15 protein-coding genes are annotated in these 16,213 nt (G+C 72.2%); 2 read left to right on the top strand and 13 right to left on the bottom strand.

The annotated features are described in order from the left end of the window. Positions 1-15 precede the first annotated feature (15 nt). The 6 genes from ACWC5O_RS26870 to ACWC5O_RS26845 form a co-directional block, all read right to left on the bottom strand. Positions 16-3,054: a helix-turn-helix transcriptional regulator gene (locus ACWC5O_RS26870; protein WP_450590447.1), complete on the bottom strand. Its 3,039-nt coding sequence runs from the start codon at positions 3,052-3,054 to the stop codon at positions 16-18. A 116-nt stretch (positions 3,055-3,170) separates the two neighbouring features. Then, on the bottom strand, positions 3,171-3,362 hold the full coding sequence (locus ACWC5O_RS26865; RefSeq protein WP_450590448.1) for a hypothetical protein: 192 nt from the start codon (positions 3,360-3,362) through the stop codon (positions 3,171-3,173). A gap of 196 nt (positions 3,363-3,558) precedes the next feature. Continuing rightward, positions 3,559-4,140 (bottom strand): hypothetical protein, encoded by a 582-nt coding sequence (locus ACWC5O_RS26860; protein ID WP_450590449.1) that lies wholly within the window; start codon positions 4,138-4,140, stop codon positions 3,559-3,561. A gap of 35 nt (positions 4,141-4,175) precedes the next feature. Further along, the gene (locus ACWC5O_RS26855; protein WP_450590450.1) at positions 4,176-4,751 is read right to left on the bottom strand and encodes a GNAT family N-acetyltransferase; all 576 of its coding nucleotides are present in this window, start codon (positions 4,749-4,751) and stop codon (positions 4,176-4,178) included. Continuing rightward, on the bottom strand, positions 4,729-6,960 hold the full coding sequence (locus ACWC5O_RS26850; protein ID WP_450590451.1) for an MMPL family transporter: 2,232 nt from the start codon (positions 6,958-6,960) through the stop codon (positions 4,729-4,731). The genes ACWC5O_RS26855 and ACWC5O_RS26850 overlap by 23 nt, the downstream gene beginning before the upstream one ends. 222 nt (positions 6,961-7,182) lie before the next feature. Next, a complete protein-coding gene (locus tag ACWC5O_RS26845; protein WP_450590452.1) occupies positions 7,183-7,509 on the bottom strand; it encodes a hypothetical protein in 327 nt (108 codons plus the stop codon). A gap of 90 nt (positions 7,510-7,599) precedes the next feature. Here ACWC5O_RS26845 and ACWC5O_RS26840 point away from each other — a divergent pair, with 90 nt between their 5' ends. Beyond that, entirely contained in the window at positions 7,600-8,382 is a 783-nt protein-coding gene (locus ACWC5O_RS26840) for an SAM-dependent methyltransferase (protein ID WP_450590453.1), read from the top strand. Between the two features lie 58 nt (positions 8,383-8,440). Here the strand turns inward: ACWC5O_RS26840 and gatB are convergent, their stop codons facing one another. The 6 genes from gatB to ACWC5O_RS26810 all read right to left on the bottom strand — a co-directional run bounded on the left by gatB (position 8,441) and on the right by ACWC5O_RS26810 (position 13,006). Continuing rightward, positions 8,441-9,955, bottom strand: coding sequence for an Asp-tRNA(Asn)/Glu-tRNA(Gln) amidotransferase subunit GatB (gatB, locus tag ACWC5O_RS26835; RefSeq protein ID WP_450590454.1), 1,515 nt, complete (start codon positions 9,953-9,955; stop codon positions 8,441-8,443). A gap of 16 nt (positions 9,956-9,971) precedes the next feature. Beyond that, positions 9,972-10,211: a hypothetical protein gene (locus tag ACWC5O_RS26830; RefSeq protein WP_067008367.1), complete on the bottom strand. Its 240-nt coding sequence runs from the start codon at positions 10,209-10,211 to the stop codon at positions 9,972-9,974. Further along, positions 10,208-11,704: an Asp-tRNA(Asn)/Glu-tRNA(Gln) amidotransferase subunit GatA gene (gatA, locus tag ACWC5O_RS26825; protein ID WP_450590455.1), complete on the bottom strand. Its 1,497-nt coding sequence runs from the start codon at positions 11,702-11,704 to the stop codon at positions 10,208-10,210. The genes ACWC5O_RS26830 and gatA overlap by 4 nt, the downstream gene beginning before the upstream one ends. Before the next feature lie 2 nt (positions 11,705-11,706). After that, positions 11,707-12,003: an Asp-tRNA(Asn)/Glu-tRNA(Gln) amidotransferase subunit GatC gene (gene gatC / locus ACWC5O_RS26820; RefSeq protein ID WP_031117542.1), complete on the bottom strand. Its 297-nt coding sequence runs from the start codon at positions 12,001-12,003 to the stop codon at positions 11,707-11,709. Between the two features lie 104 nt (positions 12,004-12,107). After that, the gene (locus ACWC5O_RS26815) at positions 12,108-12,602 is read right to left on the bottom strand and encodes a cupin domain-containing protein (protein ID WP_450590456.1); all 495 of its coding nucleotides are present in this window, start codon (positions 12,600-12,602) and stop codon (positions 12,108-12,110) included. 32 nt (positions 12,603-12,634) lie between these two features. Further along, a complete protein-coding gene (locus tag ACWC5O_RS26810; protein WP_450590457.1) occupies positions 12,635-13,006 on the bottom strand; it encodes a DUF4267 domain-containing protein in 372 nt (123 codons plus the stop codon). 87 nt (positions 13,007-13,093) lie between these two features. Between ACWC5O_RS26810 and ACWC5O_RS26805 the strand changes: the two genes are divergently transcribed. Beyond that, positions 13,094-13,672, top strand: coding sequence for a TetR/AcrR family transcriptional regulator (locus ACWC5O_RS26805; RefSeq protein WP_450590458.1), 579 nt, complete (start codon positions 13,094-13,096; stop codon positions 13,670-13,672). Positions 13,673-13,754: 82 nt separating this feature from the next. On the opposite strand, the gene ACWC5O_RS26800 is transcribed toward ACWC5O_RS26805, so the two are convergent. Next, the gene (locus tag ACWC5O_RS26800; RefSeq protein ID WP_450590459.1) at positions 13,755-15,995 is read right to left on the bottom strand and encodes a putative bifunctional diguanylate cyclase/phosphodiesterase; all 2,241 of its coding nucleotides are present in this window, start codon (positions 15,993-15,995) and stop codon (positions 13,755-13,757) included. Positions 15,996-16,213: the final 218 nt, after the last annotated feature.

Genomic DNA, 16,213 nt, shown 5'->3' with positions numbered 1-16,213 from the left:
CCTCCAGCGTACGGGTCAGCCCCGCGCTTCGGCGGTGAGCGGTTCGGCCGGGAACAACCCCAGGCGGTGCGCCACCGCCGCCGCCTCGCCCCGGCCCGCGACGCCGAGCTTGGACAGGATGTTGGAGACGTGGACGCTCGCGGTCTTCGGGGAGATGAAGAGCTCCTCGGCTATCTGACGGTTGGTGCGGCCGGCCGAGACCAGGCGGAGGACGTCCCGCTCACGGCTGGTGAGGCCGAGGTTCTCGGCGGGGTCGAGGGCCTGGCGGGGCGTGTGGGTCAGGGTGAGCCGGGCGCGCTGGGCGAGCTGGGCGACGGCCTCGGCGAGCGGGCGGGCGCCCAGGTGGTCGGCGACCGCCCCGGCCAGGCGGAGCAGCTCCGTGGCACGGTCGCGTTCGTCGTCGCCGGCGGCCTCCTCGAGCAGGGCCTGCGCGAGTCGGCGCCGGACGCGGGCCAGGTCGTAGGGGCGGTCCAGGCACTCGAAGTCGGTGACCACGTCCGACCAGACCGCGGCGGTGTCGGTGCCGTGGGCGCGGTGCAGTTCGGCGCGGGTCCAGCGCTCGTAGGCGTCCCAGACGGGTGCTCCGGTGGTGAGCTTCCGTGCGGCCAGGGCGAGCTTTTCGAGGACGTCGGCACGGCCGTCGGCCCCTGCGGGCAGCGCGCGGGCGTCGGCCTCGGCGGTGGCGGCGGCCAGCAGCAGGGGCCAGCCGTAGCGCTGGGTGCCGGGCGGGAAGCCGACCTCCAGAGCGCGGTCCAGCTCGGCCCGCGCGTCGAGGAGTCGGCCCTCCTCGGCCGCGACGCCGATGGCGATGCGGGCGATGGGCAGCAGCTGCTGGGGCATCGGGTCGTGGGTGCCGTAGTGGGCGTGGGAGATGGCCAGCTGGCGGCCGGCCTCGGCGGCGTCGCCCCGGGCGAGGGCGATGTGGGCCAGGCGCAGCGCGCCGGAGCCCCGGGGCTTGGCGCTGGCCGCGGAGCCCAGGGCGCCCGACGCGGCTTCGGCGGCCTCGTCCCACTGGCCGAGCGCGTACAGCGAGTCGGAGAGGTTGCCCCAGATCCACGCCTCGGAGTCCAGCAGCCCGTACTTGCGGGCGAAGGCGATGCCCTTGCGCAGGATGGGCACCGCTTCCCGGGAGCGGCCGACGGCCTCCAGCTCGGAGGGCAGGTTCACATGAGCCCGGCCCACGACATGCGCCACGCCTTCCTCCAGCGCGGTCTCCATGACCTGGGTCGTCTCCGCCAGCCCGGCCTCGACGTCACCCGCGTCGACCATCAGACAGCCGAGGGTGATGCGCGCGTTGAGCTCGATCTCACGGGCGCCCACCATCCGCGCGTACTCCACGGCCCGTTCGGCGGCGGCGAAGGCCTCGGGGCCGGGCTGGTGGAGCATGGACCAGCCGGCCACGTTGGCCAGCACGTCGGCGTGCACCTCCGAGGGCGGCAGGCCGCGCACCAGGTCCTGGGCGTTGGCGAGTTCCTGCCAGCCGTCGCCCCGGGCCAGGGCCTGTACCAGCCGGGAGCGCTGCACCCAGAACCAGGCGGCGCGCAGCGGGTCGTGCTCGTCCTGGAGGAGCCGCAGCGCCTTCTTGGTGATCTTCAGGGCGCGTTCGCGCTCCCCGCAGAAACGGCCCGCGACCGCCGCCTCCGCCATCAGGTCGAGGTAGCGCAGCGGGGTGGTGGCCGGATCGCAGCCGCACGGAGGGTAGACGTCGGTGTAGTCGACCGGGCGCAGGGCGGCGCGAACCTCTTCGGGGGCGGTGTCCCACAGCTCCATCGCCCTTTCCAGCAGCCGTAGTTGCTCGGTGTAGGCGTGCCGGCGGCGGGCCACGACGGAGGCGTCCAGGACGGCGGGCAGGGCCCGGGCCGCGTCGTGGGCGTGGTACCAGTAGCTGGCCAGGCGCATCACGCGCGCGTCGGCGGGGACGAGTGTGGGGTCGGTCTCGACGGCCTCGGCGTAGCGCCGGTTGAGCCGGGAGCGTTCCCCGGGCAGCAGGTCGTCGGCGACGGCCTCCCGGACCAGGGAGTGCCGGAAGCGGTAGCCGTCGCCGCCGGTCGTGGCGGTGAGGATGTTGGCGCCGACGGCGGCCCGCAGCGCCTCGATGAGGTCGTCCTCGGCGAGCTGGGCCACGGCGGCCAGCAGCTGGTACTCGACGGTGGAGCCGCCCTCGGCGACGATCCGGGCGACCCCCTGGGTGCTCTCGGGCAGCGCCTCGACCCGGACCAGGAGCAGGTCGCGCAGGGAGTCCGTGAGCCCGGTGCAGCAGCCCTCGGTGGCGGCGACGGCGAGTTCCTCGACGAAGAAGGCGTTGCCGTCGGACCGCTCGAAGATCTCGTCGACCTGAGCGGGATCGGGTTCGGCGGCACGGATGCCGGCGATCTGGCGGCCGACCTCCTCGCGGGTGAAACGGGCGAGTTCGAGACGGCGGACGGTGCGCAGCCGGTCGAGTTCGGCGAGCAGGGGGCGCAGCGGGTGGCGGCGGTGGATGTCGTCGGCACGGTAGGTGGCGAGGACGAGGAGGCGACCGGTGCGCAGGGTGCGGAAGAGATAGGCGAGGAGGTGGCGGGTGGAGGCGTCGGCCCAGTGCAGGTCCTCCAGGACGAACACGACGGTGTGCGCGGCGGCGACCCGCTCCAGCAGCCGGGCGGTGAGTTCGAACAGGCGGGCCATGCCCTGTTCGTCGTGGCGGCTGGAGGTGGCCTCCCCCAGCTCGGGCAGCAGCCGGGCCAGTTCCTCCTCCTGTCCGGCGCCGGCGGTGGCGAACTCCTCGGGCAGGGCTTCGCGCAGGGCGCGCAGCGCGGTGGAGAAGGGGGCGAAGGGCAGCCCGTCGGCGCCGATCTCCACACAGCCGCCCACGGCGACGACGGCGGCACGGCGGCAGGCGGCCGCGGCGAACTCCTCGACGAGGCGGGTCTTGCCGACCCCCGCCTCTCCGCCCAGCAGCAGCGCCTGCGGCTCGCCCGCGGCGGCACGGGCGAGCGCGTCGTTCAAGGTGTCCAACTCGTCGGTGCGGCCGACGAACACGGGACTCACGGACCTGGTCTCCACGGGCCCGAGCATCGCACGAGGTCCGGACGGCGGGGCACCCGTTTTCCACAGCTCCGGTGCGATGGTCGTACGAATCTGGGGCAGAGGGCGGCCGACCCCCGTGCGGCCGCCCTCTGCCCTGCCCGCGCTCACGCGGTGCGCGGGAGCCGGTGCCGGCGGGGGCGGTCGGTATGGGTCTCGGCACCCGCGGTGCTGTGCAGTGCGGCCTCCTCGCGGCGGGCGGAGCGGCGGGAGCGCCGGACCTCGCGGGCGAGGCGCTCCTGTGCGGCCTCCCGGAGCAGCTCGGCGGAACGCACCCGGTGGAGTTCGTACTCGTACATGGCCTGTCCTTCGGGAGAGGTGGTTTCGTGCTTCGCTTTCTGCGATGCCTCCACCTTCGTCGCCCAGGGGGGTACGCCACATCGGGAGAGTTCCGCATCTTCGCGCGCGCGGGCGGCCGTTGACGCGCGTAAGGGGCCTCAGAGACTCCATAAGGTACCTACGGATTCCCTAAGGCCCCCTGGGACCTGCGGTTTCTCAGCCCGTCGAGGGCAGCGCGAGCAGGGCGTCGGAGTACTTCAGGACGGCCAGCAGCAGGCCGATGACGCCGAGCGAGACGCCCGCCCAGGCGACCGACCTGATCCAGGCGGCCTGCGGGCGGCCGGGGACGCCGAACGCGGGCCGGGCGAGCACGACCACGCCGGTGATCAGCGCGGCCAGCGCGAACAGGCCGGCCCACAGGGCGGTGGTGTGCCAGGCGTCGCCGTAGACCTCCTTGACCTGCTTGGCGACGCTCGCCGTGGACGAGGTCTGGAGCTGGCCGACGAGGGTCTCGCGGGCGGCGGCGACGGTGCCGATCCAGCCGCCGCTGAGCGAGACCAGGCCCAGCGCGGCGGAGACGACGGCACCGGCACCCTGGCCGACCCCGGAGGGAGTCTTCTCCTGGGGTGCTTCCTCGGGCTCCTCGCCCTCCCCTGTGCTCTCCTCGGTGCTCTCCTCGGTCAGCTGCTCGTCCGGTTCCGCACCGTCCGTCCCGGCCTCCGCCTCGGCAGCCGCAGCCGCCTTCTCCGGTGCCTGCTCGTCGTCGGTCTTGGTGACGTCCTCAGTCTTCGTTGCCATGCCCGGCACCGTACGGACGCTGTCTGAGAGGTCTCTTAATGATCGTTGTGCGCGCCGCGCGCGCGTGCGGCACGCCACTCCGGGGCCAGCACCGCCCAGATCTCGGTGTCCGTGCGCACGCCCCGGTGCGGGTAGTTCTCCCGCAGGACGCCCTCGCGGCTCATGCCGAGGCGCCTGGCCACGTTGAGGCTGCCCTCGTTGGCGCAGGAGGCGTGCCACTCCACGCGGTGCATGCCGCGCTCGTCGAACGCCCAGTCCAGCAGCACCCGCATGCCGCGCGTGACGAGGCCGCGCCCGGCCGCCGCCGGTTCCAGCCAGCAGCCGGCCTCGCAGACCCCGCTCGGGGTGTCCCAGACGCGGAACAGCAGGCCGCCGACGAGCTTTCCGTCCAGCCAGATCCCGTGCAGGCTGCCGGCGTCGGCGGCGCGCTTGTCGGCGTAGGACGTCACCCAGGACCTGGCACCCTCCAGGTCGGACACCACGTCCGGCAGACCGATGTGCCGGCCGATGAACTCCCGCCCCCGGTCGATGTTGGCGAGGACCTCCTCGGCGTGCCAGACCTCCAGGGGGCGCAGTTCGGCCCCGTCGTCACCCAGGGATATCGCGTACATCGCGCTGCTGCTCCTCCCGCAGTTCCTCCATCGACACCCTGCCGAGCCTCTCATGGGCGGCGCGGCACTCGGGCGGCTCGATGCTGATGCGCGGAAGCCTGCACTCCAGCCAGGCGGGCAGCCACCAGTTGGCGGCGCCGAGCAGGTGCATCAGGGCGGGCACGAGCAGCGTGCGCAGGACGAAGGCGTCGAGCGCCACGGCGGAGGCGAGCGCGATGCCGAACATGGCGATCACCCGGTCGCCGCTGAGTACGAAGGCGAGGAAGACCGAGATCATGATGACCGCGGCGGAGTTGATCACCCGGCTGGTCTCGGCGAGTCCGACGCGCACGGCCCGCCGGTTGTCGCCGGTCTCCAGCCACTCCTCGTACATCCGGCTGACCAGGAAGACCTGGTAGTCCATGGAGAGCCCGAACAGCACCGAGACCATGATCACGGGCAGGAACGGCTCGATGGGCCCCTCCCGGCCGAGGCCGAGCAGTTCGCTGCCCCAGCCCCACTGGAAGACGGCGACGACGATGCCGAAGGCGGCGGCCACGGCGGCGATGTTCATCGCGGCGGCCTTCAGCGGGATGCCGAGTGAGCGGAAGGCGATCAGCAGCAGGAGACAGCCGAGCCCGATCACCACCCCGACGAACAGCGGCAGTTTGCCTACGATCACATCCGCGAAGTCGTCGTAGCTCGCCGTCACTCCGCCGACGTGCACGTCGAGGGAGGTTCCCGTCTCCGCGCGCGGCAGCACCTGGGTGCGCAGCCGGTCGACGAGGTCGCTGGTGCGCTGCGACTGGGGCGCGGAGTCGGGGACGACCGTGAGGTAGGCGGTGTCCCCGCCGGAGCCGTAGGTCACCGGGGTGACCGACGCGACGCCCCGGGTGGAACGCAGGGTGGTGTCGAGGCCGTCCAGGGCGAGCTTGTCGTCGCCGCCGTCGACGCGGGTCACCAGGGTCAGCGGGCCGTTCACGCCGGGGCCGAAGCCCTGCGCGAGGAGGTCGTAGGCCTGCCGTGTGGTGGAGGAGCGAGGGTCGTTGCCCTGGTCGGAGGTGCCGAGGTGGAGGGAGAGCGTGGGCAGCGCGAGCAGGGCCATGACGGCGACGGCGAGGGAGCCGAGCACCTTGGGCCGGCGCTCCACGAACGCGGACCAGTGGGCGGCGAGACCGGTGGGCAGCTCCGGCTGCGGCCCGTGCTCGGCGAGCCGGCGCCGCTCGCGGCGGCTGAGGGCGCGGGGTCCGATGCAGGCCAGCAGGGCGGGCAGCAGGGTGACGGAGGCCGCGACGGTGAGGACGACCGTCGACGACGCGGCGACGGCCACCCCGTTGAGGAAGCCCAGGCGCAGCATCAGCATGCCCAGCAGGGCGATGCACACGGTCGCACCCGCGAACACGACCGCGCGTCCGGTGGTGGCCACGGCGTTCGCGGCGGCCTCGGTGACGCTCAGGCCGCGTTTCAGACCACGCCGGTGCCGGGTCACTATGAAGAGCGCGTAGTCGATGCCGACGCCGAGCCCGATCAGCAGGCCGAGCATGGGCGCGAAGTCGGCGACGGTCATGGCGTGTCCGAGCAGCCCGATGCCGGCGTACGCCGTGCCGACGCCGATCAGCGCGGTGGCGATCGGCAGCAGCGAGGCCACGAGCGAACCGAAGGCGAGGAACAGCACCACGGCCGCGACCGCCACGCCGACCACCTCGGCCGTGTGCCCGCGCGCGGACTCGGTGAGCCCGATGGCGCTGCCGCCCAGCTCCACCCGCAGCCCGTCCCGTTCGGCGGCTCTGGCGGTGTCTACGACCGCCTCGGCCTCGGACTTGCTGATGTGATCGGCCTGCTGGACGAAGGTGACGGTGGCGTAGGCCGTATGCCCGTCGGCGCTGATCCGGTGGGCGCCCCGACGGCCGTACGGGCCGGACACGGAGGCCACTCCCGGCAGGTCGGCGATCCGGTCCAGGGCGCGGGTCATGGTCCGCCGCACGCCGTGCGCGCGGACGGTGCCGTCGGTGGTGTGCCAGACGACGGTGTCGCTGTCGCCGCCCAGGTCCGGGAAGCCCTCTTCGAGCAGCCGCGTCGCGCGTCCCGACTCGGTGCCGGGGACCTCGTAGTCGTTCGAGTACGCCGAACCGGCCACGGCGGCGGCCGCACTGACCCCGCCGAAGGCGAGGAGCCACAGCAGGACGGCGATCAGGCGGTGGCGGACACACCAACGCGCGAGGGCTGCCACGGACGTGCTCCCGGGGGACGATTTGTGGATCTTTGGCCGGGAACCATCGTCCATGAACTGAACAGCCCGCAAAGAACGAATGAGCAACGCAGGACACTCTTCCAGGCGAAAGTGATCGTTTGCCGCGTTCGTGGGCTTATTCACAGGAGTGGGAGGGACGTCACAGGACAATCAGGTGAACTCTGCCGCCCCCACGGGTATTTTGATGCGTTTCGCGGCGTCTCAGTCGAACTGGTCGCCGAGCGCCATGATCATCGTCCCCACGATCAGCAGCCACAGCGCGCGGCGGGTTCGGCCCCGGGAGCCGAGGACCGCGGCGAGGGCGCAGACGGCTGCGCCGAGGGCGTAGGCGGCGGGTACGAGGGCCGGGGCGGAGCCGGTGAGCCGCAGCAGCGCGGCGGCCAGCCCGGCCAGACACAGCAACGCGCCGGTGCCGGAGGCGATCCAGCGGGCCCGGCGGGCGTCCGAGACGTCGTCCGCCGGCTCCTCCGCGTCGGTTATGACGGGTTCGGTGTCGGTAGCGGTGTCGGAATCGGTGCGTCCACTCATGGCGGGCGAGCGTAGCGCGTCCGGCTGGGAAACCTGATGCGGGGCGGTGTCCTCGGCTGCTACCCATGGTCGCTTGTGACAGAGACAGCGATGACACCGGACGAACTCGCCGGCCGCCTCACTCATCCCCGCTACCCCCGCAGCAGCCGTTACGACGCCCGCTGGGCCATCGAGAACCAGATGGGTCCGCACGCGCTGTGGCTGCTGGAGTGGCTGGCACCCGCGCTGGGGCTGGACCAACCGCAGCCCGGCGCCCGGGTGCTCGACCTCGGCTGCGGTCGCGCGATGACCTCCGTCTTCCTGGCCAGGGAGTACGGCGTCCAGGTCACCGCCGCCGACCTGTGGGTGAAGCCCGACGAGAACGCCGTACGCATCGCCGAGGCGGGTGTGGCCGACCGGGTGCTGCCCGTGCACGCCGAGGCACACGCCCTGCCGTTCGGAGAAGGAAGCTTCGACGCGATCGTGTCCGTCGACGCCTACCAGTACTTCGGCACCAACGACCTGTACCTGCCCACGCTGACCCGGCTGCTGAAGCCGGGCGGGCGGATCGGGGTCGTCGTACCGGCGCTTCGGGAGGAGCCGGCGGGCACCGAGCCGCCGGAGCACCTGAAGCCCTGGTGGGAGCCCGACTTCTGGTGCTTCCACTCCCCCGGCTGGTGGCGGCGCCACTGGACCCGCAGCGGGGCCGTCGAGGTCGAGGCGGCCGACTGGCAGCCGGACGGCTGGCGGGACTGGCTGCTGTGGTGCGAGGTGGTCGCCGAGGAGAGCACGGACGACTTCCATGTCCGGATGGCCGGCCAGTGCGCGGAGATGCTCCGCGTGGACCAGGGGCGCGCCCTCGGATTCGTACGGGTCGTCGGGCGCCGCCCGTAGGCACATGCCTGGGGGGACACACCGGTTCCGGTGTGTCCCCCCACGGAGTTCCCGAACGTCAGCCCTCGCTGACGCCCAGCTTCTCCAGGATCAGCTCCTTGACGCGGGCCGCGTCGGCCTGACCCCGGGTCGCCTTCATGACCGCGCCGACCAGGGCGCCGGCCGCGGCCACCTTGCCACCGCGGATCTTGTCGGCGATGCCCGGGTTGCCGGCGATGGCCTCGTCGACGGCCGTGCCAAGGGCCGAGTCGTCGGAGACGACCTTCAGGCCGCGCTTCTCGACGACCTCGTCCGGGGTGCCCTCGCCCGCGAGGACGCCCTCGATGACCTGGCGGGCCAGCTTGTCGTTCAGGTCACCGGAGCTGACCAGCTCGGTGACCCGGGCGACCTGCGCCGGCGTGATCGACAGCTCGTCGAGCGACTTGCCCGACTCGTTGGCGCTGCGCGCCAGTTCGCCCATCCACCACTTGCGGGCGGAGGCCGCGTCGGCACCGGCGTCGATCGTGGCGACGATCGGGTCCAGCGCGCCGGCGTTGAGGATCGCCTGCATGTCGGTGGCCGAGATGCCCCACTCCGCGAGCAGGCGGGTGCGGCGGGCCAGCGGCATCTCGGGCAGCGCGGCGCGGATCTCCTCGACCCACTCGCGCGAGGGCGCCACCGGGACGAGGTCGGGCTCCGGGAAGTACCGGTAGTCCTCGGCCTCCTCCTTCACGCGGCCCGAGGTCGTCGACCCGGTGTCCTCGTGGAAGTGGCGGGTCTCCTGGACGATCGTGCCGCCGGAGGAGAGCACGGCCGCGTGGCGCATGATCTCGAACCGGGCGGCACGCTCCACGGAGCGCAGTGAGTTGACGTTCTTCGTCTCGGAGCGCGTGCCGAACTTGTCGGTGCCCTTGGGCATCAGCGACAGGTTGACGTCGCAGCGCATCTGGCCCATCTCCATGCGGGCCTCGGAGACGCCGAGGGCACGGATGACCTCGCGCAGCTCACGGACGTACGCCTTCGCCACCTCGGGGGCACGGTCGCCGGCACCGACGATCGGCTTGGTGACGATCTCGATGAGCGGGATGCCCGCGCGGTTGTAGTCGAGGAGGGAGTGCTGCGCGCCGTGGATACGGCCCGTGGCGCCGCCGACGTGCGTCGACTTGCCGGTGTCCTCCTCCATGTGGGCGCGCTCGATCTCCACGCGGAAGGTCTCGCCGTCCTCCAGCTGTACGTCGAGGTAGCCGTTGAAGGCGATCGGCTCGTCGTACTGGGAGGTCTGGAAGTTCTTCGGCATGTCCGGATAGAAGTAGTTCTTCCGGGCGAAGCGGCACCACTCGGCGATCTCGCAGTTCAGCGCGAGACCGATCTTGATCGCGGACTCGACGCCGGTCGCGTTGACGACCGGGAGCGAGCCGGGCAGGCCGAGGCAGGTCGGGCAGGTCTGCGAGTTGGGCTCGGCGCCCAGCTCGGTGGAACACCCGCAGAACATCTTGGTCTTGGTGCCGAGTTCGACATGGACCTCGAGGCCCATGACGGGGTCGTACGACGCCAGCGCGTCCTCGTACGACACCAGGTCGGTCGTGGTGGTCACGGTGAAAACTTCCCTCTCAGCCCAGCAGGACGTCGTCGTCGCCCAGCCGCTTCAGCTCGCGGTAGAGGATGGCGAGGCCGGTGACGATCGCGACGGCGGACACGGTGGCGTCGATCAGCCGCAGTGTGTCGTGCTCGGCCCGCGCCTTCTTGATCTGCTTGGCCACACCGATCGCGCCGAACGCGGTCCCGGCCATCGACAGGTACGTGCCGGACTTCGACTTCTTGAAGCCCTTGGCCTTGTTCAGTGCACTCACAGCGACGGAGCCTCCTCGAGCAGCGGATGCCCCCACTTTTCCACGTAGGCGGCCTCGACGGCGGCGCCGACCTTGTAAAGGCGGTCGTCCTTCAGTGCCGGGGCGATGATCTGCAGGCCGACCGGGAGGTTGTCCTCCGGGGCGAGGCCGCAGGGCAGCGACATGGCCGCGTTGCCCGCCAGGTTGGTCGGGATGGTGCACAGGTCGGCCAGGTACATCGCCATCGGGTCGTCCACGCGCTCGCCGATCGCGAAGGCGGTGGTCGGCGTCGTCGGGGAGACGATCACGTCGACCTGCTCGAAGGCCTTCTCGAAGTCGCGCGTGATGAGCGTGCGGACCTTCTGCGCGGAGCCGTAGTAGGCGTCGTAGTAGCCGCTCGACAGCGCGTACGTGCCGAGCATGATGCGGCGCTTGACCTCGGGGCCGAAGCCCGCCTCACGGGTGAGGGAGGTGACCTCCTCGGCCGAGTGGCTGCCGTCGTCGCCGGTCCGCAGGCCGTAGCGCAGGCCGTCGAAGCGGGCGAGGTTGGACGAGCACTCGGACGGGGCGATCAGGTAGTACGCCGACAGCGCGAGGTCGAAGGACGGGCAGTCCAGCTCGACGATCTCGGCGCCCAGCTCCTTGAGCAGCGCGACCGACTCGTCGAAGCGCTGCAGCACACCGGCCTGGTAGCCCTCGCCGCGGAACTGCTTGACGACGCCGACCCGCATGCCCTCGACGCTGCCGTTGCGCGCGGCCTCGACCACCGGCGGGACCGGGGCGTCGATGGAGGTGGAGTCGAGCGGGTCGTGTCCGGCGATCGCCTCGTGCAGGAGGGCCGCGTCCAGGACCGTACGGGCGCAGGGGCCGCCCTGGTCGAGGGAGGACGAGAAGGCCACCATGCCGAAGCGGGAGACCGCGCCGTACGTCGGCTTCACGCCGACCGTGCCGGTGACGGCGGCCGGCTGGCGGATGGAGCCGCCGGTGTCGGTGCCGATGGCGAGGGGCGCCTGGAAGGAGGCGAGCGCGGCGGAGGAACCGCCACCGGAGCCGCCGGGGATCTTGGTGAGGTCCCAGGGGTTGCCGGTCGGGCCGTAGGCGCTGTTCTCGGTGGAGGACCCCATGGCGAACTCGTCCATGTTGGTCTTGCCGAGGATGACGACGTCGGCGGCCTTCAGCCTCTTGGTCAGCGTCGCGTCGTACGGCGGGATCCAGCCCTCGAGGATCTTCGAGCCGACGGTCGTCGGCACGCCCTCGGTGGTGAAGATGTCCTTGAGCGCGAGCGGGACGCCGGCCAGCGGGCCGAGCTTCTCGCCCCGGGCCCGCTTCTCGTCGACGGCGCGGGCCTGCGCGAGCGCGCCCTCGCGGTCGACGTGCAGGAAGGCGTGGACCTTCTCGTCCACGGCCTCGATGCGGGCGAGGTGGGCCTCGGTGACCTCGACGGCCGTCAGCTCGCCGGAGACGATCTTCTCGGCGATCTGGGCCGCAGTGAGCTTGATGATGCTGTCCGTCATGGTCAGTCCTCCCCCAGGATCTGCGGCACCTTGAAACGCTGCTGCTCCTGGGCCGGGGCGCCGGAGAGCGCCTGCTCGGGGGTGAGCGAGGGACGGACCTCGTCCGGCCGCATGACGTTCGTCAGCGGGAGCGGGTGCGAGGTCGGCGGTACGTCTTGGTCGGCGACCTCGCTGACGCGGGCGACCGCGCCGATGATGTCGTCCAGCTGGCCTGCGAAGTGATCGAGTTCTTCGGGCTTCAGCTCCAGACGCGCCAGCCGGGCGAGGTGGGCGACCTCCTCGCGCGTGATGCCAGGCATGCAGCGATCCTCTGGGGTGAGTGTGTGTGGTTGGGGCCCAATCCTATGGGGCGGGCCCCGGTGCCCGTGAAACGGTTTGCCGGGGCCCCTCCGTCAGCGCCCCGTCAGCGCCGCCTCGCGTCCCAGACCTCACTCCTCAGGAAGTGGTTGTCGTACAGCTCCTGCACGTCCAGGAGGCTCTCCGGGGGCACCTCGCCGAGGGCGACGCGCTGCAGATGGCGGAAGTACTCGAAGCGCTCGACGCCGGGCGTGATGACGATGAGCAGGTCGGCGTCGGCGCCGGGTACGGCGGCGAAGGCGTGCGGCTTGCCCGGCGGGACGATGACGAGGTCGCCCGGGCCCGCGGTGACGACGTCCTCGCCGGAGAGGATGTCGGCGGCGCCGTCGAGCAGGAAGAACATCTCGGCGGAGTTGTCGTGCCAGTGCGGTTTGGCGCCGTCGGCGCCCGCCGTGAGGGTGACGCGCTGGGTGGACAGCGCGCCGCCGGTCTGACTGCTGTCGGCCAGCAGGCGCACGGTGGTGGGCGCGCGGCCCACCACCTCGGCCCCGGCTTCTCGGACGATCACGGACTCGTCGAACTTCGGAACGAACAGCGACATCTCGAAACCCCCTGGTGACGGTGGTGCCGTGGTCAGACGAGGAAGAGCAGCGCGGCGCTGATCAGTACAACGACCGCGGTGGCGAAGTGGACCCCGAAGGCGACGGCCTTCGTGCCGCCGTTGCGCAGGACTATCAGCGTGTCGCTGAGCGGGACAAGGGCCACGCAGACCATGAACCAGGCCTCGGCCTGCGCCCCGACGAAGGCCAGCAGCGCCAGACCGACGAGCCCGAAGGCGCCGTCCCGCTGGCCCTTGATCGTGAGGTAGGGGCCGGCGTCGCCGTCCGGCCGGGCGGGGACGCCGTAGCCGGCCGCGGCGGAGGCGGGCTGGAACAGGAACCGGTACCCGAGGAACAGGCAGAACAGGTCGAGTACGACGGCCAGGGTGTACGCGGTGACGGTCATGTCTCTTCTCCTCGCTAGCAGCGCTAGGTACAAGAGCGAAGCTAGCAGAGCGTCGACAGAAATGCTAGCGATGCTAGAATCACGGCCATGACGATCCAGACGCGCCGGGAGCGCGAACGAGCGGAACGCGAGCGGCTGATCGTGACGGCCGCACGGGAACTGGCGGAGGCGGAGGGCTGGGACGCGGTGACCACGCGCCGGCTGGCCGCCGAGATCGAGTACAGCCAGCCGGTCCTCTACAGCCACTTCAAGGGCAAGGACGCGATCATGGCGGCGGTCGTGGTGGAGGGCTGCGCGGACCTGGCGGCCGAGCTGAAGGCGGCGCGCGCGAAGGCGCGGGGCGCCCGGGAGTCACTGGCGGCGGTGGCGAAGACGTACACGTCCTTCGCGCGGCGCCGGCCCGCTCTCTACGACGCGATGTTCACTCACCTCGTGGACCTGCCGTTCGCCACGGAGGAGGCACCGGAGCCGTTGCGGGCGGCGTTCGGCGAACTGTTCGCCGCCGTGCAGCCGATCGCCGTCGAGGGCGACGACCCCGGCCTGCTGACGGAGACGTTCTGGGCGGGGCTGCACGGATTGGTGACGCTGATGAGAAGCGGACGGCTGCCTGAGGAGGGGCACGAGCGCAGGTTGGGCCTGCTGATCGGGCACTTCACGGGGAACTGACACCCGCAGCCGCCGACGGCGATGGGCCCCACGGGAAACGGCAACGGCCCGGCCAAGCTGTACCGGCGGGCGGGTGGGAAAACTACTCGGCAGCCGGCAGCGCGGCGCGCGGCCGCTGCCACCCGCGAGACCCACGCGCCCGCAGCCAGGCCGTCGTCTCCTCCGGAGGCATCGCCGCGGCGACCAGCCACCCCTGCACGGCGTCGCACCCGAGATCCCGCAGCCGCTCCCAGGTCTCGTCGTCCTCCACGCCCTCGGCGACGACCAGCAACCCCAGCGAGTGCGCCAGGTCGATCGTGCAGCGCACGATCTCCGCGTCCTCGGCGTCCACCGCGAGCCGGGCCACGAAGGACCGGTCGATCTTCAGCTCGCTCACCGGCAGCCGCCGCAGATGCACCAGCGAGGAGTACCCGGTGCCGAAGTCGTCCAGGGACATCTTCACGCCGTGCCCGGTGAGCCCGGCGAGGGTGTCGGCGGCCCGCTGCGGGTCCTCCAGCAGCACGTGCTCGGTTATCTCCAGCTGGAGCGCTCCCGCGGGGACTCCGTGCCGGGCCAGCCGGGCGGCGACGGAGCCCGCGAAGCCGGGCGTGTGGACGTCGCGCGGGGAGACGTTCACGGCCACCGGCACCCGCAGCCCCTGGGCCCGCCACCGGGCGACCTGCGCGAGCGCGGTCTCCAGCACGTACTCCGTCAGATGGGGCATCAGCCCCGAGGACTCGGCTATCGCTATGAACTCGTCCGGCGGCACCTTCCCGCGCTCGGGATGCACCCACCGCACCAGCGCCTCGAGGCCGGCGACCTGTCCGTCGAAGCGGACCTTCGGCTGGTAGTGCAGCTGCACCTCGTGCGCGTCCAGCGCCCGGCGCAGATCGCCCAGCAGGCCCAGCCGGTCCGGGGTGTTGGAGTCCCGCTTGGACTCGTAGACCTCGACGCCCGTGCGGTCCCGCTTCGCCTGGTACATCGCCACGTCGGCCCGCCGCAGCAGCCCCTCGGCGTCCAGCGCGTGGTCCGGGAAGACGGCGACCCCGGCACTGGCCTCCAGGACGAGGGTGAGCCCGTCGAGGTCGAGCGGGGAGCTGAGGGCGGCGACCAGGCCGCGGGCGACCCGTGTGGCGGAGGTGGTGGAGTCGGCGACGGGCAGTAAGACGGCGAACTCGTCACCGCCGAGCCGGGCGGCCTCCGCGCCGCGCGGGAGGGCGATCCGCAGCCGGTCGGCTATCTGCAGCAGCAGCCGGTCACCGGCGAGATGACCGAGGGTGTCGTTCACCGACCGGAAACGATCGAGGTCGATCAGCATGAGGGCAGTGCGGGCGCCTATGCGCTCGGCGTCGTCGAGGGCGGTCCAGATCCGCTCCAGCAGCCACTGCCGGTTGGGCAGTCCGGTCAGCGGGTCGCGGAGCTGCTCCTCGGCCCGCGCCCGGGCCATCCACAGCGTGGAGTCGAGGGCTATCAGCGGGATGGCGAACAGCGGGAGCAGGATCGGCTGGGCGTCGGCGACCACGCACACCAGCGGGGCGATGCCGAGCAGGGCGACGGCGACCAGGCCCTGCCTGACCAGGGCGGTGCGGGCGACAGTGGGCAGTCCGCCGCCCCGCGGTGCGTGCAGGTACCACAGCAGGCCGCGGCTGACCGCGAGATAGGCGGCGGCGACGAGCACCACCTCGGGCACCGTGGTGATGCTCCAGCTGTCGGGACTCCAGGGATCCTCGACGGTCGGTACGCGCCCGAAGGAGCCGAGCACCAGGGCGCCGGCGCTGATCCCGAGGATGTCCACCGCGCCGTGCAGCGCGCCCTGCCGCCAGCAGTTCCGCCTGGCTATGCCGACCAGGACCACGACGGTGAGGCTGACCATCCCGGCGGGCACCCAGCCGTACAGCAGCAGGACGGCGAGGGTGAGGGCCGCGCCGGAGCCGGTGCCGCCCCACCAGCGGGCGCGGCCGAGCATCACGAGGTGGCCGACGATGATGCCGGTGAGCACGGCCAGCGACCAGCCGAGCGTGCCGCCCGGGAAGAGGGCGTGGTTGCCGGAGAAGGCGCGGTAGAAGCCCGCGCCCAGGGCGAATCCGGCGGCCGCCACGAGGCCCGCGGGCAGCGGGGGCAACGACAGGTGCCGTTCGGGGTCGGTGCCGGACAGCACGGGGGCGGGCTCGATGGCCAGCGGGACCGGCGTGTGTGCCTCGGCGGCGGTGCCCGGTCCGGCCGGGCGCGCCCGGGTGCCCGTGCGCTGCGCGCCCCACCCGGTCCACCGGGTCCCCCGCCACGCGACCGCACGGCGGCGCAGGCGCAGCCGTGAGTCCGGGGCGGCGCTCTCGGTCGGTTCCATTCCCGTCCCTCTCACAGCCGGCGGTGCCCACGCCACGCGGCCCGATGCCCGACAACCATCAGCGGCTCCGCGTCGAAGAAACCTTCCCCGTGCCCTTCCCGGGCAGGGGGATGCCCCAGCCGCAGCTGGGCACGGCAGGCGCACACCTCAACAGTAGGCCGCAGAAGGCTTCCTCGGGCAGCGGTCGTCGACGGTTGCCCGAATGCGCCCGGGCCACC

The sequence above is a fragment of the Streptomyces sp. NPDC001450 genome, from assembly GCF_053597295.1.
The sequence above is the reverse complement of the archived record's forward strand: the minus strand, read 5'-3'. Positions and strand labels throughout refer to the sequence as shown.